Source organism: Gluconacetobacter asukensis (assembly GCF_014174375.1).
Lineage (GTDB): Bacteria > Pseudomonadota > Alphaproteobacteria > Acetobacterales > Acetobacteraceae > Gluconacetobacter > Gluconacetobacter asukensis.
Genome location: NZ_JABEQE010000003.1, coordinates 42,570 through 62,757, shown reverse-complemented (window position 1 = coordinate 62,757; position 20,188 = coordinate 42,570). Strand labels below are relative to the sequence as shown.

Genomic DNA, 20,188 nt, shown 5'->3' with positions numbered 1-20,188 from the left:
TGAGTTCCGATATGGACGATATCCTCCAGATCTTCTTCCAGGAATGTGACGAGCAGCTACAGGAGCTCGAACGCGGGCTCTCGGCTTTGTCGGACGGCGAGTCCGAGCATGAAACCGTCAACGCTGTCTTTCGCGCCGTGCATTCCATCAAGGGCGGGGCAGCGTCTTTCGGGCTCGATAACCTTGTGCGGTTTTCGCACGTCTTCGAAAATTCTCTCGATGGCCTGCGTTCGGGGCGTTTCGCGCCAACCCACGACGTCGTCAAGACCTTCCTCAAGGCGATGGATGTCCTGAGCGATCTGGTCAACGAGGCCCGTGGCGGCGCGGCGGTCGATCCGGCGCGCGTCGCCGAGAGCCACGCCGAACTGGCAGCCATCAACAGCACCGGAGGGGATCATGACGGCGGCGCCTCGGCAGCGACGACCGAAGACGTCATTCCGGTGGATTTTTCCCCTGTCCCCATAGATTTCGAACCCGTCGCGGCGGATTTCGAACCGATTCCCTTTGATTTCGACTTCGGCGAAGAGACACCCGCACCGGCCGCCGCCGCGCTGCGCGTGACCTTCCACCCTCATGACGCGCTGTACGAGCGCGGCGACGATGCACGAAACATTCTGATCGGCCTGGCCGACATCGCCCGGGAATGCGGTGGCGAGATCCAGATCACCTGCGACTGGTCGGCACTCCCTCCCCTCGCCGACCTGGTTCCCGACAAATCCTACCTCACCTGGCATATCGTCCTGCCGCCCGAGGTCTCGGAAGAAAGCGCCAATACGGTCTTCGACTGGGTCAGCGAAGACTGCGATTTCTCGATCGTCCGCGAATCCGCCGAGGACGAAGTCCCCCTGGAACAGGATGGAGAACAGGCCGAACCGGCGGAAACGGAAGCCGCAGGCGCTCCCCCGCCCGAGGAAGAACGCACGGCAGAGCCCCCCGCTCCCGAGCCTGCGTTGCCGCCTCCGGTTGAAGCACTCCTCCCCATGCCGGTTGCGGCGGCGCTTGATCTCCATCCCGGCAGCACCACCACGCCGCCTCCCGCCACCGGGGCCGCACAGGCCGCCGCCCGCAAGCCCGAGCAGGCATCGATTCGCGTCGACCTGCATCGGATCGACGATCTCATGGATCTGGTCGGCGAACTGGTGATCGCGCAGGCAGCGATCGAATCCCTCTCCCGCCGGACCGATGCCGCGGGACAGCATGAACTGGTCCAGAGCATCAGCAGCATGCAGTCCCTGACGCGGGATATCCAGGATGCCGTCATGGCGGTACGGGCCCAGCCCGTCCGCGCCGTCTTCCAGCGCATGCAGCGTGTGGTGCGCGAAGCCTGTTCCATGACCGGCAAGGACATCGTACTGACGCTCGAGGGCGAGGATACGGAAGTCGACCGGACGCTGGTCGAAAAGCTGACCGATCCGTTGACCCACATGCTGCGGAACGCCGTGGATCATGGCATTGAAAGCACGGAAGCCCGCATCGCCGCCGGCAAGCCGGCGGAAGGCCACATCGTCCTGTCCGCCGAACACCGTTCGGGTCGGATCCTGATCACCATCAAGGACGACGGCGCCGGTATCAACCGTCAACGCGTCTTCGACACGGCGGTCAAACGGGGCATCATCCCGCCCAATGCGGTCCTGTCGGATGACGAGATCAACAACCTGATCTTTATGCCGGGCTTTTCGACGGCAGCAACGATTTCCAACCTCTCCGGTCGCGGCGTCGGCATGGATGTCGTCAAACAGGCCATTCAAAGCCTAGGCGGCAGAATCACGATCAGCAGCACTCCCGGCAAGGGAACCATATTCGGTTTCAGCCTGCCTCTGACCCTGGCCATTCTCGATGGCATGCTGATCGCCGCCGGCGGGTCGACCATGGTCATTCCGATCTCGTCTGTCATCGAAACCATGATCGTCAAACAGAGCGATATTTACGCCCTGCCCGACGGCAGCAACGTGATTTCCATCCGCGGCGACTGCATGCCGCTGATTCCGCTGGCCACGGCGCTGAAACTGTCCGACGCACCGTCACGCGATTCCCTCGATGCCTCGATCATTCTTGTCGTCGAGAACGAATCCGGCGCCCGCGCCGCCCTCATTGTCGATGAAATCCGCGACCAGACCCAGGTTGTCATCAAGAGCATCGAGAGCAACTACCGGCAGATATTCGGCGTATCGGCGGCAACCATTCTCGGTGACGGCAGCGTTTCCCTGATTCTCGATGTCTCGGCGCTGGTGGCCTCCGCCATTGGACATATCGACAGCAAGCCATCAAACACCCGCCCGGAACTGGCAGCCTAGCCGCGCCATCCAGGCAATCGACATTTAAGCAGGGAATCGAGATGACGGAGCAGATCGAACTCAAAAGGGCCACGGACCCCAAGATCGTCAAGATGATCGTGTTCGCCATTGGTGTGCAGGAATATTGCATTCCGATCCTCAGCGTTCGCGAGATCCGTGGGTTCGAAAAGACAACGACCCTGCCTTTTGCCCCCCCCTATGTCTGCGGGGCCATCAACCTGCGCGGGATCATCCTGACGGTGATCGACCTCGCGATCTATCTGAACGTGCCGCCGCAGCCCGATAATCCCCGCCGGGTCGCGGTCATCGTCGAATCGAAGGACGGCGTCGTCTGCGGATTGCTGGTGGATCGCGTCATCGACATGGCCGATATCGACCTCAAGGACGTGCAGGCCGTGTCCGAGGAAGGCAGCTGTCTGGCCGGGCTGGTGCTGGTCGATGACCGGATGATCGGTATCCTGCGCCTGGACACCGTCGTCGCGCAATTGGTCGGGGATACGGTTTCCGAATGAAAGACCTGATGCCGGCCAGTGAGTCCGAATATACGGATGCCGATTTCCAGAGAGTCCGGCAGATCGCGCGCGAGCAGGCAGGCATCCATCTTCCTACGACCAAGAAGGCCCTCGTCTATTCGCGCGTTTCCCGCCGGGTGCGGGAACGGGGCCAGGGTTCGTTCCACGCCTACCTGGATTTCGTGACGTCGTCCGCCGGCGAGGGCGAAATGCAGAACCTGATCTTCGCCCTGACCACGAACGTCACGAGTTTTTTCCGGGAAAAGAACCATTTCGATCATCTCGAATCCGTCGTGATCCCCCATCTCGCCCCGCAGGTTCGTGCAGGCAGGCGGGGGCGTGTGTGGTCGGCCGCCTGCTCCACGGGTCAGGAGCCCTGGAGCATCGCCATGTCCGTCATGACGGCCTTTCCCGACGCGGTCTCGCACGATTTTCGCATCCTCGCGACCGACATCAACGCCAATGTCGTCGCCCAGGCCACCGAAGGCGCCTACAATGCCGAAGAGGTCGAGGCCATTCCCGCCGGCAGGAAATCGCAGTTCATGGAGCCGTCCGACGACGGGGATTACCGGTTTGCCGGCCCTATTCGCCGCCTGCCCGCGTTCCGCGTCCTCAATCTCAATGCCTCCTGGCCAATCCAGGGGTTTTTTTCAGCCATTTTCTGCCGGAACGTCGTCATTTATTTCGATGACGCCACCCGCGAACGCCTGTGGCAGCGCCTGGCGGACAAGCTCGAACCTGGCGGCTTTCTGTATGTCGGCCATTCCGAGCGCGTATCCTGTGCAAGCGCGTGCGGTCTGATACAGGTTGCGCCGACCATTTACCGAAAGGACCATTAAAGCGTGGAGAAGCCGATAAAGGTTCTCGTGGTTGACGATTCACGAACGGCAAGGGCCCTGATCCGGCGCTCTTTCGAACAGCATCCCGATATCGTCATCTGCGGTGAGGCGGCGAACCCGATCGAAGCCCGGGACCTGATCATCAAGGATCAGCCGGACGTCATCACACTCGACGTCGAGATGCCGAGCATGAACGGCCTGCAGTTTCTCGACAAGATCATGCGTCTGCGCCCGATTCCCGTCGTGATGGTGTCCGGCCTGACGGCGCGCGGAGCGGATATCGCGATCACCGCCCTGCAGATGGGCGCGTTCGATTGCTTTCCCAAACCCTCTTCCGTAACGCCCGGCGGCGACGCCTTTGCCGGCCTGGCCCGCCTCGTCCGGCAGGCGGCCCATTCCCCCGTCGCGAAATTCCAGCGCAACGACCCGGCCTCCGCGCAGCAGCACCAGAAAGCCTGGTCCCACGATTTCAGACTGGTTGCGATCGGCGCGTCGACGGGCGGGGTGGAAGCTCTGGAACAGGTGCTGTCAGGTTTCCCGCCCCAGAGCCCACCCATCGTCGTCTGCCAGCATATGCCGGCCTTGTTCACGGCCAGTTTCGCCAACAGGCTGAACCAGAAGATCGAGGCCCTCTCCATCAGCGAAGCCCGCAATGGCGAAGTCCTGCTGCCCGGCATGGTCCGCATTGCACCCGGAGGCGACCGCCACATGTCCGTGGAACGGCGCGACGGCCAATATGTGACACGATTGCTGAAAGCCGCCCCGGTCAATGGTCATTGTCCATCCGTCGATGTCCTGTTCGACTCCGTCGCGGAATATGCGGGCAACCATGCCATGGGCATCATCCTGACCGGCATGGGGCAGGATGGCGCCGAGGGCCTGCTTGCAATGCACCGGGCCGGAGCCTGGACAATTGCGCAAGACAGAGCATCCTCGGTCGTCTATGGAATGCCGCGGGTTGCCGCCGAGCTCGGAGCAGCCTCCCAGATCGTCCCTCTTGATCAGATCAGTGCTGCCGCCATGAACGCCCAGATACGCTAATACGAGCCGAATAGCGCGCGACCACGCATTGCTGCCATGCGCGCTCACCATGCACCACGACTGATACCGGCGCGCCTCGCCGGACCTCAAAGGGAAAGAGGAAGAAAAATGCCCGCGGCTTCACAGATCAGGGTCCTCGTTGTCGATGACCAGTCTTCCATTCGCCAAATTCTGGCCAACAGCCTGCTGCAACTGGGTTTCGCCCATGTCGCGCAAAGGAAGGATGGCAAGGAAGCCATCGAGTACCTTGGCCAGAATCCGACGCATCTGGTCATCTCGGACTTCAACATGCCCGTCATGGACGGGCTTGAGCTGCTGCGCGCGGTCCGCGGTAATCCCAAGACGCAGAAGGTCGCGTTCATCATCCTGACCGGCGAAGCCAGTCGGGACCTCGTTCAGGAAGCAGTCAAGGCGGGGGTGAACAATTTTCTCGCCAAGCCCTACACGGTCGCGAAACTGCGCGAAGTTCTCGAAAAGGTGTTCGGACCCATCACGTGACCTACCCCCTGACACCGACGACAGTTGTACAAGGCGAAGTCATCGTTTCGAACAATCCATCCGCACTTCTCGTGACCCTCCTGGGGTCCTGCATTTCGGTGTGCATGTTCGATCCGGTGACCGAGGTTGGCGGCATGAATCATTTTCTCTTGCCCGGCGGGGGCGAGAGGCATGACGGCACCGCCATGCGTTTCGGTGTCAATGCCATGGAAAAGCTCATCAACGGCATCCTGAAGGCAGGCGGCAAACGCGACCGCCTGCGCTGCAAGGCCTTCGGAGGCGCGGCCATCGTCCCGTCCCTGGGCCGCATCGGGCAGGAAAACAGCATCTTTGTCCTGCAATATCTGGCGGACGAAGGCATCCCCTGCATCGCACAGAGCCTCGGCGGCACCCAGGCCAGGCGGGTGCGGTTCTGGCCGACATCCGGAAAAGCCCAGCAGAACCTGATACAGGATGGCCAGGCCATCGTCCGTCAGGAAGAAGCTTATAATCGGCAAGAGGCCGAAGCCGAACGCAGATGGGCACGCGAGGCCGGCTCCAGCGTTGAACTGTTCTGATCACCAGAGCGTGGAGAGAGACACCGCGATGACCATGCGTGCTACCGTCACCCAGGGACCGTCAGACCTGGAAATCACAGTGCATGACACCGTCTTCAAGGTCATGCGTCTCCTGGACATGGCCGGCGAAGAACTCGCAGGCGCCCAGCAGGTCGTCGCGGAATGCATGCGCGACACCTCCATGACCAGCGCGGAAATGTATCGCCTGCAAAAATTAGACCTGGCGACGCAGACGGTCGCATCCGTGGCAACGGTGCTGAGAAACCTGATGTCTCTTGCCCCGACCGGGATCGCGGACACTGTCAGCGTGGCCCACCTGTATGAAGGAATCACGCTGGGAGATGTCGTACAGGTCCTGAAAGGCGAGGACGCGCCGGATCAGTCCACAATGGCCGGTGAAATAGACCTCTTTTAAATCTCGCCGTATCACAAGACCGCTGCGCTCAGCCCGGAGCGGAAGCCACCCTGGGCCGGTAGCCTTCGGGTCACGCGGACGCAGGACCGGCACCCTGTTCGTTTCCTCCTCCCGGAAGCATTTCCAATCCGGCAAGGACGTTTTCCGCAATCTCGATGAGGGGCATCAGAGACAGGCTGGAATCCAAGATAGCTCTGATGCCATATTTCTGTGCCTGATCAGCCATTCTGACAAAAAGCTTCCGATCGTCCTCGACGGCCAGGCCATTATCCAGAATGTTGGCCCTCATGATCATCGACCACAGGCGTTGATGCCTCTCCAGCACCCGATTGCGAACATGCGGATCGGAAGTCTGGCTGGCGGCCTCCAGTTCATCGATAAGCATTCTGAAACAGACGGATTCGGCTTCCCTCCCCGTCAGGGCGGATTCCGTCACGGTCTGATAAGCACGAAGTGCCGGATGAATCATCGTCGTACCATCTGCGATTTGTCATACTCGATGCTGGTCATTCTAGCCTATTCCATGGTTCAGGGCCATCCCGCCCAGGCCGCCGGAATAGGGAACTCCCAGCCTTGGCCGACCACATTTTACGTGAAAATTCTCTTCGGGGTCGCGCTGGTAACCTTCTCTTAGCCATTTCCCGATTTTCTGGCGTTGACCTGGTCCATCCCAGGATAGCCAGCATGGAGAAAATGCCGTGAGCCTTTCCATTAACAATAACGCCTCTTCGAAAATCGCTATCGAGACGCTGGATGCCGTCCAGCAGAGCCTGAGCAGCACACAGAACGTCGTCTCGACGGGCCTGAAGGTTTCCAGCGCCGCCGACAACGCCGCCGCCTTCGGTATCGCGCAGCAGATGCAGGGCAACGTGTCCGGCCAGAGCGCCGTGAATGACGGCCTGACCTTCGCCGCCCAGACCGTCAGCTCGACGGCCAGCGCCGCCAACCAGATCATCAGCGTGCTGCAGGAAGTGCAGACCGCCGTGACCTCGCTGGGCAACAACCAGGGCAGCCCGGCTTCCCTGGACCAGATCGGCACGCAGATCACCGCCTATCTCGCACAGATCGACACCATTGCCCGCAACGCGACGTTCAACGGCGTCAACCTGCTCAATGGCAGCACCACGGACGGCCTCGGCATCACCTCCAACGATCTCACCTACGTCACGGGTCTGCAGGGCGACAGCACGACCATCTCCGGCTTCAACGCATCGATTGCCTCTTATATGGGCGGCACCTCGGTCGCGGGCGCAACTGCGTTTACGACGGGCACGACCGTTACCGGCACAGCCGGCGCGAACCTGACGGACGCGCTGGGTCTGACGACCAACAGCGGCACGGCGGGCTCCGCTCCGACCACCAATGTGTTCGAAACGATCGGCGGCACACTCGGCACCAACTTCACCGGCACCTCTGCGGTCGCCGACATGATCGCCCAGGTCCAGTCCGCCATCAAGGCGATGACCTTCGTCACCTCCTCGCTGGGTGCGAACTCCAACAACATCACCAACATGACCACTTATGGCACGACCATTTCCGACAACCTGGGCAACGGCATCGGCGCGCTGACCAACGCCGACATGGCGGCCGCCAGCGCGAAACTGACCTCGCTGCAGACCAAGCAGCAGCTGGCCATCAAGTCGCTGACCATCGCGAACTCGCAGTCGCAGAACATCCTGTCGATGTTCCAGTAATCCCGTCCTACGCTCACGGTGTAAGATGGTCAGTGCCCCCGGCAATCGCCGGGGGCTTTTTTTATACCTTGTCCGGGCCTGTTGGGAAAAGGGCCGGCACGGTATCACAAGCTCCGGCCGCGCTTCCGACCGGTATCAGGCCGTCATTCCACAGGTCCGTTCATGATCCTGACGGCCAGCACGATCGGATTACCGGCAGAATCCGTTCCAGTCTGAAAGCTCTGCCATTTTCCCGCCGAAAACACCCATGTGCCGGCAAAGCTCGCCACGAATCCATGCGGCCTGCATGTTCCGGCCGCGCCGTCCTGCTGCGGCGCGTCATCCCTTGAGCTACATTGTGCGATATCGGCGGCGGCAAGCGGAACATAGACGGTCGCGTCCATCTGCGCGGTGCGGCCACGAATTTGTATCGTTCCGTCGACGCCCGTCTTCTGCCCCACCGAACCGCCCGTCACCGCCTCATCGGGTGCGCCGCGTGTCACGACATCGGTGAATTTGGTTGCATCCGTCGCGCAGACCTCCACCGAGGCCTGGCCGATCGGCAGGTTCGGATCCGCTTCATTATTCTGTCGTGTGATCGCCTGGATTTCGGCGATATGGACCACCCCCGCCGGACAGCGGAGGCCGTCGTCTCCGATATGCGCGGTCGTGCCGACACCGCTGCTGCCCCGGGCCATGGCAGCCCCGCAACCACTCCCCAGCAAGGCGACCAACGCAGTCGCGCAGGCCAGAAATCCCCTGCCGGATCCGGCGCGGGCACCGTTCACCGAACGTCGCATATCGACTCTATATCACCTGTCAACGCCGTACTCCATGTACATGCAGCCTGGCGATCCTTTGTCGCCATGCCACGACGGCTCCGACGCCCTACGATTACTGGCGCGCGCGAAGACATCCTCTATCACGATACATATCCGCCGCACAGCATCCGACAAGCCTCGATTCCCACGAAGATCACCCCCTCCCCCAACAATCCGCCCGGCGGTTCCGCCCCGTCCAAAGCGGTTCCGATCAGTCATGGTGTTTTAATGAAAGGTGAAAACTACCGCCCTTGCCGTCAAGACGAGACTAGGTTAGGCAATGAGGCGCAATAACCTGCCAGTGATATCCGGCAAGGCAGAAGAGGCGCAGCACGTACACGATGATCAGCGACATCACCACACGCAGCTTCGATGCGCTCAATGCCTACGGGCAGACACAGAAGGCCCTGCAACCTTCCACCGACGACACGCAGAACGACCTCTCCACCGACAGCGTGTCCAGCTTCGGCAATGTTCTGGACGGCGCGCTCAAAAACGCGATTCAAACCGGCAAGACGGCCGAGACGATGACAGCTCAGGGCCTCTCCGGCAAAGGCAGCCTCACCGATATCGCGACCTCCGTGGAAGAAGCGAAACTGACCCTGCAAACCGTCACCACGGTTCGAGACCGCATGGTGCAGGCCTATCAGGACGTCATGAAGATGTCGATCTAAGCCCTCGCACATGCATCATACGGTCGATGTTCACGAAATACTTCGTCAGACCCTGCTCGTTGCGGTCAAGATGGGCGCACCTTCCCTTCTGTCGTCCCTCTGCGCGGGCATCCTGGTTTCGTTACTTCAGGCCGTAACCCAGGTGAACGAGGCGACATTGTCTTTCGTGCCCAAATTCATGGCCGCGACAGCCGCCCTCATGCTGACGGGCTCGTTCATGTATGCCACGCTCCATACATATGCGCAGACCATCTTCGACCAGATGATCATGGTGGGCGGTTCGTGAAGACAGGCCGCACTCTGGCGGCGACCATTCTGGAATGACCGGGGATCTGTTCTTTCCCGGCGGCTCCATCCCCGTACTGGCCGCCATGTTCCTGCTGACCCTGTGCCGGGTCAGTGCCATGGTGATGACAGCCCCCGGCTTTGGCGAAACCACGTCCCCCATGGTGGTCCGGGCGGGAATTGCGCTTGTCATCAGCATCACCATCCTGCCAGTGGTGCAGGATCATCTGGCAGCCGTATCCGGACCGGCGCTTCATCGCCCGTTCATGGTGCTGGCCATCATCGCGGGCGAGCTTTTATGCGGTGCATTCATCGGGCTGCTGGCCCGGCTCGTTTCCATGGCGATGATTATTGCGATGCAGATCATCGCCGTCCTCGCAGGCCTGGCCAGCATCCTCCAGCCGGATCCTGAACTCGGGGCATCCAGCACGGCCATAAGCCACATGGCCTCCTCCCTCACGCCGGTCATCTTTCTCTCGACCGGCCTTTATGTCCTCCCCCTGGCTGCGGTGACCGGCTCGTACCACCTGTTTCCCCCGGGCCATATGCCGATGCTCGGCGACATGACGAAAAGCATCGTCGCCGCCACGGCGCAGACATTCGTCCTGGCGCTGCAACTGGCCGCCCCCTTTATCCTGATCGGCACTTTGTGGCCTGCCATGCTGGGGGTACTGAACCGCCTGATGCCGGCAATCCAGGTCTACGGCATTGCCATGCCGGCCCAATTATTGGGTGGCGTCCTCCTGCTGGCCATGCTGATCCAGATCATGACCGGCGTCTGGCAGGAAAGGATGAGCGACCTGCTTGTCGCCCTGCCCGGCGTAGGCGCCCCACCGTCGCTGCACTGAGTTACCATGGCAGAAGAAGGATCCAGCAGCGAAGACCGGTCGCAGGCCCCGACCGGAAAACGGCTGCAGAAGGCGCGCACGGACGGAAACGTCGCGCAATCCCGCGAAACGCAAATGCTCCTGGTCCTGAGCGCGTTCCTGACCGTCTTCACCGCGACCACGACCTCCGCAGGCGGCACATTTCTCCGGCACATGCGCGGACTGATGGAGCATTTCGATACCATCTCAATAGATGGAGGATCGCTCTTCCTGGTCTTCCAGCAGGCTGTACGCGAAGGCATTCTGCTGGTGGCGCCCCTGGTGCTCGTCTGCGTGGCGGTTGTCATCGCCTGCGCCATGCTTCAGACGGGTCTACTGTTCCGCCCCCAGGCCCTCATCCCCGACATCGGGCGCCTGTCTCCCCTGTCGGGGATCAGGCGCGTGGTCAGCACGAACAACCTGATCGAGATGCTGAAAAGCCTGGTCAAGTTCGTCGCCTTCGGCGCAGTGCTCTACGACGTGGCAAAAGGAACATTGCACGTCGCACCCGAGGCCGAACGCTGGACCCTTCGCCACCTGACCTCGGAACTCGTATCATGGTTCGTGTACGCCACGCTGACCGTCCTGACGGTCCAGGCCGTGATCGCCGTCCTCGACGAAGTATGGACACGATACCATCGGCTGCAAAAGCTGCGCATGAGCCATCAGGAGATCAAGGAGGAAGTGCGCCAGGACGATGGCGACCCCAAGGTAAAGGCCAAACAGAAGCAGATCCGCATGCGGCGCGCCCGGCAGATGATGCTCCAGGCCGTGAAGAAGGCCACCGTCATCGTCACCAACCCGACCCATTATGCCGTGGCGCTGTCTTACGAAAACGGTACGGACGCGGCGCCGAAAATCGTCGCCAAGGGCGCGGACGAACTCGCCGCCCGCATCCGCGAGGCAGCCGAGGATTCAAAGATCCCGATCGTCTCCAACCCGCCCGTGGCCCGCGCCCTCTATACCCTGCCGGTGGATTCCGAAATACCGCCGGAATATTTCCAGCCCGTTGCCGCGATCATCGCCTACGTCATGAAACTCAAGACACCGGGTTCACGCGTGCCTCGACAGTAATCGCCGCCTCTCCGTATCGCATGATCGGATAGGGATCCTTCCCGGCGGGTCCGTCACCCGGAATCATATCGACGCGCGTTGCCACTGAATCCACCGGCGGAAACAATTCAGTAACATCTTTCATATACCCGTAGCATAAAAACGACACATGAAGTCCTTGCGTTTCACGCCGCGCATGCTACTGAGATAGTCAGCAAGGCACAGATGTCGCGCGGGGAATGTTTCAGCCGCCATTCCATGTCCGTAAGATCACTGACCCGAAATCGCGTCACGCCGGAAATGGTCTGACGGGCATGACGTCATGAGCTGCCAGGCCATGATCGGGTTATGATTTTCCTGCTTGACGGTGGGCGGAACAGATAGCTGCGCGCACAGGCAGGGACGGCACATGTCAGTTTTCAATGCCCTTACCACGGCTGTCAGCGGTATCAACGCCCAGTCGACCGCATTTACGAACCTCAGCAACAACATCGCCAACAGCCAGACGGTCGGCTACAAGGCCACCACGACGGCATTCCAGGATTTCGTTGCCGGTTCGCTCGTCGGAAACGCGGCATCGGCCGATATTTCGGACTCCGTCTCCGCCGTCACCATCCAGCATGTGGACACCCAGGGTACGGCAGCCAGCAGCGCGGACAGCCTGGCGACATCGATCTCCGGCAACGGCCTGTATGTCGTGTCCAAGGAAACCGGCGCGTCCACAGCGGCCCAGACCCAGTTCCAGAACACGCAGTATTACACCCGAAACGGTGAATTTTATGAAAACAAGACCGGCTACCTGGTCAACACCAGCGGCTACTATCTTGATGGCTATATGGTCGATCCGAGCGGGGCGCTCAACACGAACCTGACCCAGCTCAACGTCGCGAATGTCGCTTTCCGTCCCACGCAGAGCACCACCCTTTCGACAACCGGGACGCTGTCATCCACTGCCGCCGTAGGCGACACGGTTACCACCGCCGCAGCCACGGTGTACGATGGCAGTTACGACAGCGCCAACCCGACCAACAATTCGGGCGGCGTTCAACTTCAATGGACGAATACCGCCCCCAATACCTGGAATGTGGTAGCCCAGAGTACAGCCGTTGCGGGCGCTGGCACCGCTACGCTGACCAATGCCGGTCCATATACCGTAACCTTCGATGCCAACGGCTCCATCGCCTCCATCACGAACGGCGCCACACCCGTCGGCTCGACTTTGTTCGGTGCCACCGCCAACATTCCGATCACAGTGTCGTATCAGGATGGCTCGCAGCAGACCGTCAATCTTGACCTGGGCACAATCGGCGGCACAACCGGCATGACGACCGGCACCACCCCCACAGCGACTCCGTCACTGGCCAGCGATAGCGTGACCAGCGGCACCTACGAGGGCGTGTCGGTCCAGAGCGACGGCTCTATCATGGCCATTTTCGATAACGGCGACACCCAGCTCGTGGGCAAGATCGCCATGGCGAATTTCGCCAACGTCGACGGACTGAATGCCGTCGACGGTCAGGCCTATACGGCCACGGCATCATCCGGCAACGCCAAAATCGGCAATGTCGGGGAAAATGGCACGGGCACGCTGTCGGTCGGGTATGTCGAGTCCTCCACGACCAATCTGACCAGCGATCTGTCCGCCCTGATCGTCGCGCAGGAGGCCTACTCCGCCAATACCAAGATCGTCACGACCGCAGACCAGCTGCTGCAGACCACGATCGCCATGAAGCAGTAACGGGCTTGACGCGCGGCTGGCTCGTGGCAAACACAGGCCAGCCGGCGCGACCTGCCAGAATCGCCGCCCGCTGATCCGGCATTGCGATCCGGAAAAATCGATTACCGGGCGCCCGGTTTCTGTCCCTTGCCGGCAGACGGACGGATGCAGTCCTGACATCTGTGCGTCCCCTGGCCCGCGAACCGGGGCGATCATGGCCTCGACCTCCGGCCGGACGCCGCTCCCGATACAGATCGACCACACCAGCCCCCTCGTAAGACGTTCCTGCGCGTTTCGTCCATGCTCTATGATGGCACGGACAACGGATCAGCGATCCGCATACCGACCTGCCCGCGATAGAGAAGCTGCCCAGGCGCCCCGCGATATCATGAAAACGTCACACGAGACCGATTATCGGCCCGATTGATGGCGGCTGCTTCCCTCTATCGTCACAAACGCCCCACCCATGCCATTGAGCATGCACCCTCCAGTAGCTACACTATCAATAAATCGTTTACCTACCCCCCGGGAGCCACCTGCATATGAGCGAGACTGCAACCGGCGGCGTACCCGAACCCTCTTCCCGAGACGAAAAGCGGCGATCCATGGCTACGGAAACGACCCCCCGGCGTTCCACAACGAAATTCCTCTTCATCGGTCTGGTGGTTCTTCTTCTCGCTGTCGGCGGGGGCACCCTATTCATGAAGAAGGGCCATCTGTTCCATTCGGTTCGGACCGAGGTGGCAACCCGCACGGATCAGGTGCTGCATCCGCCGATCATCCTGGGCATTCCGCCGATCGTTTCCAATCTCGACAATGGCGATGGTCGACCGGTCTATGTAAAGCTGACGGCCAAGGTCGAAATATCAGGCGCACGCGACGAGGCGTCGCTCCAGAACATGATCCCGCATGTTCAGGACATATTTCAGACTTACCTGCACGAGACACGTCCGCAGGACATCCGGGGCGACGGAATATACCGGCTGCGCGAGGCGATCATGCGTCGTCTCCGGGCGGAATTGTTGCCCTTGCAGGTCACGAATCTGTATCTGGTCGAATTCCTGATTCAGTAATCGGAACATTATACTTGATATTTATACCAAATACAGTTCAAACCGCGGCGAAGACAATATGCAGGACGTAAACGACACACCGGATGCCGACCAGTCCGATGAAGCCAGCGCCGAGGCACCGCCCGAAGCGCAGAGCCACGCGTCAGGGATGGGCCATGACGCGCGGGAAGATGCGTTCACGGGGTTTGAAGATAGCATGATCAGCAGCCACATGCTGGACCAATCTGAAATCGACAGCCTTCTGGGCAATACGTTCGCCGGACTTCCCGACCGGGAAGAAACCGGCATGGAACGCGTCATCAAGGCCGGCTTCGTAGCGTATGAACGCCTGCCGATGCTGGAAATCGCATTGGACCGGTTTGTCAGACTCCTGTCGTCCACATTACGCAGCTTCACGAACGACAACGTCGAAATCACCATGGAGGGCACACGCTCCATGTGTTTCGGCGACTACATGAACACCGTGCCGTCATCCTCCCTGTTCGCGGTCTTCAAGGCCGTCCAGTGGGAGAATTATGGCCTTGTCGTCGTCGATTCCGGATTGTCCTATTCCATTATCGATATCCTTATGGGCGGCCCCCGCGGCGTAGGCCACGCGGGGACCGAGGGCCGCCCGCATACGGCGATCGAACGTTCCCTGATCGAAAAACTGATCACGTTGACCCTCAACGACCTTTCGGTGGCGTTCAATCCTGTCTGCACGATCGATCTCACGTTCGAACGGCTCGAGGTCAGTTCGCGTTTCGCGGCAATCGCACGAGCATCCAACGCCGTGGTGATGACGAAGCTGCATATCGATATGGAGGATAAGAGCGGCAACCTGGACCTCATCATCCCCTATGCAACCCTGGAGCCGGTGCGTGACCGCCTGTCTCAGCAATTCATGGGAGAACGGTTCGGTCGCGATTCGATCTGGGAAAACCATCTGATGTCCGAGATTCTCGAGACCGATGTTGAAGTGTCCGCCGTGTTCGAGGAAAAACTCCTCTCCCTCTCCCAGGTTCTCAATCTGCGCCCCGGTACGCAGATTGCATTTCCCTACCGAAGCGACACCCCGATTCATGTCACGCTGCAATGCGGACAGAACTCCTTGTTCGAAGGACGACTCGGCCAGCTGCACGGCAAGGCAGCCGTGAAAATCGAACGACGACTGGTGCCACCCGACAGTCCGCATCCTCACACCACCCCACCCCTCGCATCCCGCGAATAAGAGAACAGGACAACCCCAATTCCTTCTTTCTTTATCCGCCCGTCGCTTCACAACCGGGCCAGACTGGAGACATCTGGCAAATGCTGACTCAGATCCAGCTGATCATCGAGATCGTCTTATCGTTCTTCCTTCTCCTGGGGATTATCTACAGCTTTTATCTCAGTCGGATTCTCTCCAATCTGAAGCACGACCGCGAAAGCCTGATGGGACTGGTCGAAAAGCTCGAAGCCAGCGTGAAGAGTGCGGAAGAAGGCGTGGAGAAACTGCGCGTGGCCGGGGAAGTCAGCGGCCGCCCACTCAGCCGCATGATCGAACTGGCCAAGGTAACAAGCACTGAGCTGGACACCATGGTCGGCAAGGCGGATGCGACGGCAGATCGCCTTGAGACAGCAACGATCAAGGCCTCCTCCCACGAAAAGAGGCTTGAACGACTACTCGAAAAGGCATCCGAAATTGAGCTGAAGCAGAATGCCGAAGCACGAAACGGCCTTGCTGCCGACGGCACGCAGCGAGAGGCTGCCACCATGCCTCCGATGGACGCAGGGGAAAGCAACTCCGAATCCGCCCTCTCACTCCCACAGGACACGGCGCCCACAAATACCCTGTCTTCGGCCAATGACGTGCCACTCAAGGCAACCCGCGAAGAAGGCGACACACCCAGGGATTGGGGCCCGGACGCACCATCGGCACAGCGCACCGCCACTCCCGCCCCGACCAAGGGAAATGACGGATCGAAGAATGCCAGAACCAGGGGCTCGGCCCGGCAGAAAAATCAGCAGCTGAAAAGGTTTGAGAACACCTTTCTCAGCCGGCCCTCCAGGTAGGAATCCCCGCTTCTACCAGTATCCGCCAATGACATGCCGGGGCTGGGTGGGGCCGGGGTCGGCATTGGGCGACCACGCGCTCCAGTCCCACAAAGCCGTATCACGCCTGTTTTCAGCCGCCATCGCCGGGATCTCCGACACGGCGGAGGGCGATGTCCGTTTATTCTTCCCTGCAGCGACCAGCGACACATAATAGCTGTATGCCGTCGCCGACCCCATATACACACACCCACAACCGATCGGATCGGCATAAAGATAGACCGGGCCGACCGAGGACGGTCGATAGGTGAGTTCACCGGGCGGAAGCGTATTCATCATGGCATAGCGCGCCGTGGTGTCCGCCTTATGCGCAACGAAGCCGGCATCTGCCAGGCGCCGGCCCGTATCCAGATAGGGCTTGGCCGGCGACAGGCAGCCCACCAACCCGGCGGATGCCACGGCCACTGCACCCACCCGAAGTGCATGCTGCCGGATATCAGGCAACCGGGCCGCGAAATGACGTCGTAGATTCATGAATTCTCTTTTCCGGGTATCGAGAAGCCGAACAATTCGAACCCCATTTTTCTGGACGCCCCAGGGCCCGAAGAGGGCTCTTCACTCTATGCGGCATACCGTCCGATCGCATACCAACGACACGGGAAAATGAACGACAACCTGCGTCAGACATCGCTGCGCAATGTCAGTGCCGCCTGCGCGCCTGTGCTCGGCATATATTGACCCGACGCACCATAACCGACGCCTACGTCCTGCGCCGCATCCACGACGATCAGCCGGATCAGGACGTTCTGCGCGTCGATCGCGTTTTTCAGCAATGCCCGGTTGGCGCGGACCAATGCGCCGAAGCGACCAGCCGCTTCTTCGGTTTCCGGCGTCATCAGGACATGCGGCTGATCGGCCAGCAACGAATCCGCCCCGTCGACCGAGAGAATGCTCTCCAGCGTGTCCATTTCTCTCTGTTTCGCCGGAAGCATGTCCACGACCTCCTGCAGCTTGCCCGCTTTCAGAAGATCGTTTTCAGCCTCGAGAACGGTACAAACCGCCTGGAAGCTGGCCAGGAGAGAATCCGCGGTTCTGGCCGGGGCGCTGCTCATGACTGGCTCGTTTCCTTCTGGGCCTGAGCCTGTTCCTGCATGGCCAGGATCTGGCGATAGACACTGTCGGCAATGCCAATACCGCCGTTATTGGCGATCTGCTTGCCGAGTTCCAGCACCTGGAGCGAGCGGAACTGCTTCTCCGCCGCGCCGCCTCCGAACAAGCCATCAGAGGTATCGACCGTATCGAACATCGGTTGCAACAGTTCGCCGATGGTCACGCTTTCAAACGAAACGGCTGCTTTGCGGGCCTGCTCCGTCTGGGTCGAATCCGCCTGCCCAGCCGACACCTGCTGTCGGCCGATCACCGACAGCGAAGACGCGACACTGCCTACACCACTCATGCCTCGCTACCTTACTTCAAGATCGGCCTGAAGAGCGCCATCGGCTTTGATTGCCTGAAGGATACTGATCATATCCCGCGGCCCCATGCCCAGAGCGTTCATGCCGGACACGAGACTTGCAAGAGTCGGCCCCTCGCGCAATATCCCCAGACGGTGGGAATTATCAGTATTCGCGGTGATCTGCGTTCGCGGCAGGATAGCGGTCGTTCCGTTGGAAAACGGACCGGGTTGCGATGCAATAGGCGCTTCCGTGACCTGGATCGTCAGATTTCCCTGCGCGATCGCGACCGTGCTGATGCGCACATTGTCCCCCATGACGATCGTTCCGCTGGCTTCGTCGACGATAACCTTGGCCATCGTATCGGGTTCAATGCTCAGGTCGCCGATACGGTACAGGGTTTCCGCCGTACCCCGCCCGGACAAGTCGATGGCGACGGTACGCGGGTCGTCAACCCGCGCCATGCCACGCCCGATATGGCGGTTTATCGCATCGGCAATTCTGTTCGCGGTCGTAAAATTGGAATTATGCAAGGAGAGATGGATGATGCCGCTCGCCCCCAGATTAACCGGCACCTCACGTTCAACTACCGCGCCATTGGCGATATGGCCACTGGTCGGAATGTTCTGCGTCATGGCTGCCCCGGCACCGCCAGCCGCGAACGCGTTCGTAACCAGCGATCCTTGGGCGACGGCATAAACCTCGCCGTCCGCGGCCTGAAGCGGTGTAACCAGCAACGTCCCGCCGGCCAGGTCGCGCGCATCACCGACGGCGGAGACTGTCACGTCGATCCGTCCGCCACCATGAGAAAAAGGCGGCAGGGTCGCAGTCACCATGACGGCGGCCACATCATGCGTCTGAAGCTGCACCTCGCGGTCACGAATATTCACACCGAGTCGGTTCAGCATGCTGATCAGCGTTTCGCGCGTGAAAATCGTATTGGTCAGACGATCGCCCGTACCGCGCAGGCCGACGACAAGGCCGTAGCCGACAAGCTGGTTGTCACGCACGCCCTCATAATCGACGATATCCTTTACCCTGACCATCGCGGCATTGGCCGATGGAAACGGGAACAGTCCTGCCAGAAGAAACGCGGTCGAAACCAACGCCACAATCCGTCGAAAACGGGGCGCCCGCCTGCTCTCCCTGCTGAAAAACGCAGCACTCATTCCATCGCCTTTACCGAAATGGTTGCGATAGAGGCTGGCCACCCTGAGGCAAGTCCTCATAGACACTGGTCACCTTTTGCACTTCGGCCCATGGCATTCCGCGAAGTGACCATGGCGGTTTTGGAGAATACGCCGCCGGACCATGACATTCAATGGCCCACCGGCGCGAAATAGGAAGGGCAGTTCGCCTTCTCCCTTGCAGGTTCCGCCAGGTTGTGGACCATCGCGGAAATGAGGTAAAGCCGAACCGCAGCATAGACTTCATATACTTTCGTGGTTCGATACGTCCGGCGATGCTTTCCTGCTCCTATGCAGGACCGAGCGGCCACGATACAGGGAGAGACGGCCCGTGACAGGTCCAGCCCCGACACCGGCCATGCTCTACCATGCTCCGCGACGTCAGGCATGTCGGGTGGCGGTGGTCGCCATCGCCCTGCTTCTGCCGGCACGAATGGCGCTCGCCCGACCACCCGAAGCATCGCCCTGCATCGCGGCAACGGCACAAGCGGAGCGGGATCTGCGTGTCCCGGATGGCTTCCTCAATGCCATGAGCCGTGTCGAAAGCGGCAAACCTAGCCCGGACGGTACCATTTCCGCGTGGCCGTGGACGATCACGGCCGCAGGAATCGGCCATTATTATTCAACGCGCGCCGAAGCTGTCGCGGCCGTGGAGGCATTTCGTCAGCAAGGCATCCAGTCGATCGATGTCGGCTGCATGCAGGTCAACTTGCAACAGCATCCGGATGCCTTTGCCTCGCTCGACATGGCATTCGACCCGGTGACCAATGCGCTCTACGCCGGCCGGTTCCTGCTCCAGATGTATGACAAGACGGGAAGCTGGCCCAGGGCCGCCGCCGCGTACCATTCCCAGACACCGGGCATCGGCACACCCTACCAGTGGAAGGTGCTCGAAGCCTGGGCGATCCCGCAGGATGGACGGGACCAGCAGCCCCCATCGCGCCAGCCCTCGCACGCGCCCTCCCTTTCCACCCCGTTCTTCCCCCATCCCGCCGCGCCCAGGACGATACAGCAACCGCCCCTCACGGCCGACGCGCAACCCGACCCCGCCGGCGGCGCGCCCCCTGCTCCGGCCAAGGTCTTTCACCCGTTCCAGGGATTCGCGCATTTCACACAACCCACGATGCACCGGCCCTCCTCTGCAGGCATGCGGGGGCGCACCCTGGCCTCGTACCGCGCCAACCCCGTCGCCTTGGCAGGCCCAACAGGCTGACGC

Annotated in this window: 23 protein-coding genes; 17 read left to right on the top strand and 6 right to left on the bottom strand. The window is 60.8% G+C overall.

The window, feature by feature from the left end:
• Window positions 1–11 precede the first annotated feature (11 nt).
• From HLH35_RS04590 to HLH35_RS04560, 7 genes are all read left to right on the top strand, one after another.
• Window positions 12–2,294 carry a chemotaxis protein CheA gene (locus HLH35_RS04590; RefSeq protein WP_246384848.1) on the top strand — a complete coding sequence of 761 codons (2,283 nt, stop codon included), beginning with the start codon at window positions 12–14 and terminating at the stop codon, window positions 2,292–2,294.
• Between the two features lie 41 nt (window positions 2,295–2,335).
• Window positions 2,336–2,806, top strand: a complete 471-nt coding sequence (locus tag HLH35_RS04585; RefSeq protein WP_182978030.1) for a chemotaxis protein CheW — start codon at window positions 2,336–2,338, stop codon at window positions 2,804–2,806.
• Window positions 2,803–3,645: a CheR family methyltransferase gene (locus HLH35_RS04580; protein ID WP_182978029.1), complete on the top strand. Its 843-nt coding sequence runs from the start codon at window positions 2,803–2,805 to the stop codon at window positions 3,643–3,645. The genes HLH35_RS04585 and HLH35_RS04580 overlap by 4 nt, the downstream gene beginning before the upstream one ends.
• A gap of 3 nt (window positions 3,646–3,648) precedes the next feature.
• Window positions 3,649–4,686 (top strand): chemotaxis-specific protein-glutamate methyltransferase CheB, encoded by a 1,038-nt coding sequence (locus tag HLH35_RS04575; protein WP_182978028.1) that lies wholly within the window; start codon window positions 3,649–3,651, stop codon window positions 4,684–4,686.
• A gap of 108 nt (window positions 4,687–4,794) precedes the next feature.
• Window positions 4,795–5,184, top strand: a complete 390-nt coding sequence (locus tag HLH35_RS04570) for a response regulator (RefSeq protein ID WP_182964275.1) — start codon at window positions 4,795–4,797, stop codon at window positions 5,182–5,184.
• Entirely contained in the window at window positions 5,181–5,741 is a 561-nt protein-coding gene (locus HLH35_RS04565) for a chemotaxis protein CheD (protein WP_338029292.1), read from the top strand. The genes HLH35_RS04570 and HLH35_RS04565 overlap by 4 nt, the downstream gene beginning before the upstream one ends.
• 28 nt (window positions 5,742–5,769) lie before the next feature.
• Window positions 5,770–6,156 (top strand): hypothetical protein, encoded by a 387-nt coding sequence (locus tag HLH35_RS04560; RefSeq protein WP_182978027.1) that lies wholly within the window; start codon window positions 5,770–5,772, stop codon window positions 6,154–6,156.
• A 70-nt stretch (window positions 6,157–6,226) separates the two neighbouring features.
• Here HLH35_RS04560 and HLH35_RS04555 read toward each other — a convergent pair whose 3' ends face one another.
• Window positions 6,227–6,625: a flagellar biosynthesis regulator FlaF gene (locus HLH35_RS04555; RefSeq protein ID WP_182978026.1), complete on the bottom strand. Its 399-nt coding sequence runs from the start codon at window positions 6,623–6,625 to the stop codon at window positions 6,227–6,229.
• 229 nt (window positions 6,626–6,854) lie between these two features.
• Here HLH35_RS04555 and HLH35_RS20285 point away from each other — a divergent pair, with 229 nt between their 5' ends.
• Entirely contained in the window at window positions 6,855–7,850 is a 996-nt protein-coding gene (locus HLH35_RS20285) for a flagellin N-terminal helical domain-containing protein (protein ID WP_182978025.1), read from the top strand.
• 143 nt (window positions 7,851–7,993) lie between these two features.
• Here the strand turns inward: HLH35_RS20285 and HLH35_RS04545 are convergent, their stop codons facing one another.
• Complete coding sequence (locus HLH35_RS04545) at window positions 7,994–8,629, bottom strand: hypothetical protein (RefSeq protein ID WP_182978024.1); 636 nt, start codon at window positions 8,627–8,629, stop codon at window positions 7,994–7,996.
• A 362-nt stretch (window positions 8,630–8,991) separates the two neighbouring features.
• On the opposite strand from HLH35_RS04545, the gene HLH35_RS04540 reads away from it, so the two are divergent.
• The 8 genes from HLH35_RS04540 (at window position 8,992) to HLH35_RS19755 (ending at window position 16,352) form a co-directional block, all read left to right on the top strand.
• Window positions 8,992–9,324: a flagellar hook-basal body complex protein FliE gene (locus tag HLH35_RS04540; protein WP_182978023.1), complete on the top strand. Its 333-nt coding sequence runs from the start codon at window positions 8,992–8,994 to the stop codon at window positions 9,322–9,324.
• Between the two features lie 10 nt (window positions 9,325–9,334).
• Window positions 9,335–9,610: a flagellar biosynthetic protein FliQ gene (locus tag HLH35_RS04535; RefSeq protein ID WP_182964269.1), complete on the top strand. Its 276-nt coding sequence runs from the start codon at window positions 9,335–9,337 to the stop codon at window positions 9,608–9,610.
• A 34-nt stretch (window positions 9,611–9,644) separates the two neighbouring features.
• Window positions 9,645–10,457 carry a flagellar biosynthetic protein FliR gene (locus HLH35_RS04530; protein WP_182978022.1) on the top strand — a complete coding sequence of 271 codons (813 nt, stop codon included), beginning with the start codon at window positions 9,645–9,647 and terminating at the stop codon, window positions 10,455–10,457.
• 6 nt (window positions 10,458–10,463) lie between these two features.
• A complete protein-coding gene (locus tag HLH35_RS04525) occupies window positions 10,464–11,549 on the top strand; it encodes an EscU/YscU/HrcU family type III secretion system export apparatus switch protein (RefSeq protein WP_182978021.1) in 1,086 nt (361 codons plus the stop codon).
• Window positions 11,550–11,937: 388 nt separating this feature from the next.
• Entirely contained in the window at window positions 11,938–13,266 is a 1,329-nt protein-coding gene (locus HLH35_RS04520; RefSeq protein ID WP_182978020.1) for a flagellar hook protein FlgE, read from the top strand.
• Between the two features lie 584 nt (window positions 13,267–13,850).
• A complete protein-coding gene (locus tag HLH35_RS04515; RefSeq protein WP_246384847.1) occupies window positions 13,851–14,318 on the top strand; it encodes a flagellar basal body-associated FliL family protein in 468 nt (155 codons plus the stop codon).
• A 58-nt stretch (window positions 14,319–14,376) separates the two neighbouring features.
• Window positions 14,377–15,528 (top strand): flagellar motor switch protein FliM, encoded by a 1,152-nt coding sequence (gene fliM / locus HLH35_RS04510; RefSeq protein ID WP_182978018.1) that lies wholly within the window; start codon window positions 14,377–14,379, stop codon window positions 15,526–15,528.
• A gap of 80 nt (window positions 15,529–15,608) precedes the next feature.
• A complete protein-coding gene (locus HLH35_RS19755; protein ID WP_220790543.1) occupies window positions 15,609–16,352 on the top strand; it encodes a DUF6468 domain-containing protein in 744 nt (247 codons plus the stop codon).
• Window positions 16,353–16,364: 12 nt separating this feature from the next.
• Here the strand turns inward: HLH35_RS19755 and HLH35_RS04500 are convergent, their stop codons facing one another.
• From HLH35_RS04500 to HLH35_RS04485, 4 genes are all read right to left on the bottom strand, one after another.
• Window positions 16,365–16,865 carry a hypothetical protein gene (locus tag HLH35_RS04500; protein ID WP_182978017.1) on the bottom strand — a complete coding sequence of 167 codons (501 nt, stop codon included), beginning with the start codon at window positions 16,863–16,865 and terminating at the stop codon, window positions 16,365–16,367.
• A 146-nt stretch (window positions 16,866–17,011) separates the two neighbouring features.
• On the bottom strand, window positions 17,012–17,443 hold the full coding sequence (locus HLH35_RS04495; protein ID WP_182978016.1) for a hypothetical protein: 432 nt from the start codon (window positions 17,441–17,443) through the stop codon (window positions 17,012–17,014).
• Complete coding sequence (locus tag HLH35_RS04490; RefSeq protein WP_182978015.1) at window positions 17,440–17,787, bottom strand: rod-binding protein; 348 nt, start codon at window positions 17,785–17,787, stop codon at window positions 17,440–17,442. The genes HLH35_RS04495 and HLH35_RS04490 overlap by 4 nt, the downstream gene beginning before the upstream one ends.
• A 6-nt stretch (window positions 17,788–17,793) precedes the next feature.
• Window positions 17,794–18,954, bottom strand: a complete 1,161-nt coding sequence (locus tag HLH35_RS04485; protein WP_182978222.1) for a flagellar basal body P-ring protein FlgI — start codon at window positions 18,952–18,954, stop codon at window positions 17,794–17,796.
• 349 nt (window positions 18,955–19,303) lie between these two features.
• Here HLH35_RS04485 and HLH35_RS04480 point away from each other — a divergent pair, with 349 nt between their 5' ends.
• A complete protein-coding gene (locus tag HLH35_RS04480; protein WP_338029291.1) occupies window positions 19,304–20,185 on the top strand; it encodes a transglycosylase SLT domain-containing protein in 882 nt (293 codons plus the stop codon).
• Window positions 20,186–20,188: the final 3 nt, after the last annotated feature.

Excerpts from the sequence above, each read along its gene's own strand:
- HLH35_RS04590 (WP_246384848.1), top strand. The coding sequence starts at position 12 with ATGGACGATATCCTCCAGATCTTCTTCCAGGAATGTGACGAGCAGCTA.
- HLH35_RS04585 (WP_182978030.1), top strand. The coding sequence starts at position 2,336 with ATGACGGAGCAGATCGAACTCAAAAGGGCCACGGACCCCAAGATCGTC.
- HLH35_RS04580 (WP_182978029.1), top strand. The coding sequence starts at position 2,803 with ATGAAAGACCTGATGCCGGCCAGTGAGTCCGAATATACGGATGCCGAT.
- HLH35_RS04570 (WP_182964275.1), top strand. The coding sequence starts at position 4,795 with ATGCCCGCGGCTTCACAGATCAGGGTCCTCGTTGTCGATGACCAGTCT.
- HLH35_RS04560 (WP_182978027.1), top strand. The coding sequence starts at position 5,770 with ATGACCATGCGTGCTACCGTCACCCAGGGACCGTCAGACCTGGAAATC.
- HLH35_RS04555 (WP_182978026.1), bottom strand. The coding sequence starts at position 6,625 with ATGATTCATCCGGCACTTCGTGCTTATCAGACCGTGACGGAATCCGCC.
- HLH35_RS04545 (WP_182978024.1), bottom strand. The coding sequence starts at position 8,629 with ATGCGACGTTCGGTGAACGGTGCCCGCGCCGGATCCGGCAGGGGATTT.
- HLH35_RS04540 (WP_182978023.1), top strand. The coding sequence starts at position 8,992 with ATGATCAGCGACATCACCACACGCAGCTTCGATGCGCTCAATGCCTAC.
- HLH35_RS04535 (WP_182964269.1), top strand. The coding sequence starts at position 9,335 with ATGCATCATACGGTCGATGTTCACGAAATACTTCGTCAGACCCTGCTC.
- HLH35_RS04530 (WP_182978022.1), top strand. The coding sequence starts at position 9,645 with ATGACCGGGGATCTGTTCTTTCCCGGCGGCTCCATCCCCGTACTGGCC.
- HLH35_RS04525 (WP_182978021.1), top strand. The coding sequence starts at position 10,464 with ATGGCAGAAGAAGGATCCAGCAGCGAAGACCGGTCGCAGGCCCCGACC.
- HLH35_RS04520 (WP_182978020.1), top strand. The coding sequence starts at position 11,938 with ATGTCAGTTTTCAATGCCCTTACCACGGCTGTCAGCGGTATCAACGCC.
- HLH35_RS04515 (WP_246384847.1), top strand. The coding sequence starts at position 13,851 with ATGGCTACGGAAACGACCCCCCGGCGTTCCACAACGAAATTCCTCTTC.
- fliM (WP_182978018.1), top strand. The coding sequence starts at position 14,377 with ATGCAGGACGTAAACGACACACCGGATGCCGACCAGTCCGATGAAGCC.
- HLH35_RS19755 (WP_220790543.1), top strand. The coding sequence starts at position 15,609 with ATGCTGACTCAGATCCAGCTGATCATCGAGATCGTCTTATCGTTCTTC.
- HLH35_RS04500 (WP_182978017.1), bottom strand. The coding sequence starts at position 16,865 with ATGAATCTACGACGTCATTTCGCGGCCCGGTTGCCTGATATCCGGCAG.
- HLH35_RS04495 (WP_182978016.1), bottom strand. The coding sequence starts at position 17,443 with ATGAGCAGCGCCCCGGCCAGAACCGCGGATTCTCTCCTGGCCAGCTTC.
- HLH35_RS04490 (WP_182978015.1), bottom strand. The coding sequence starts at position 17,787 with ATGAGTGGTGTAGGCAGTGTCGCGTCTTCGCTGTCGGTGATCGGCCGA.
- HLH35_RS04485 (WP_182978222.1), bottom strand. The coding sequence starts at position 18,954 with ATGAGTGCTGCGTTTTTCAGCAGGGAGAGCAGGCGGGCGCCCCGTTTT.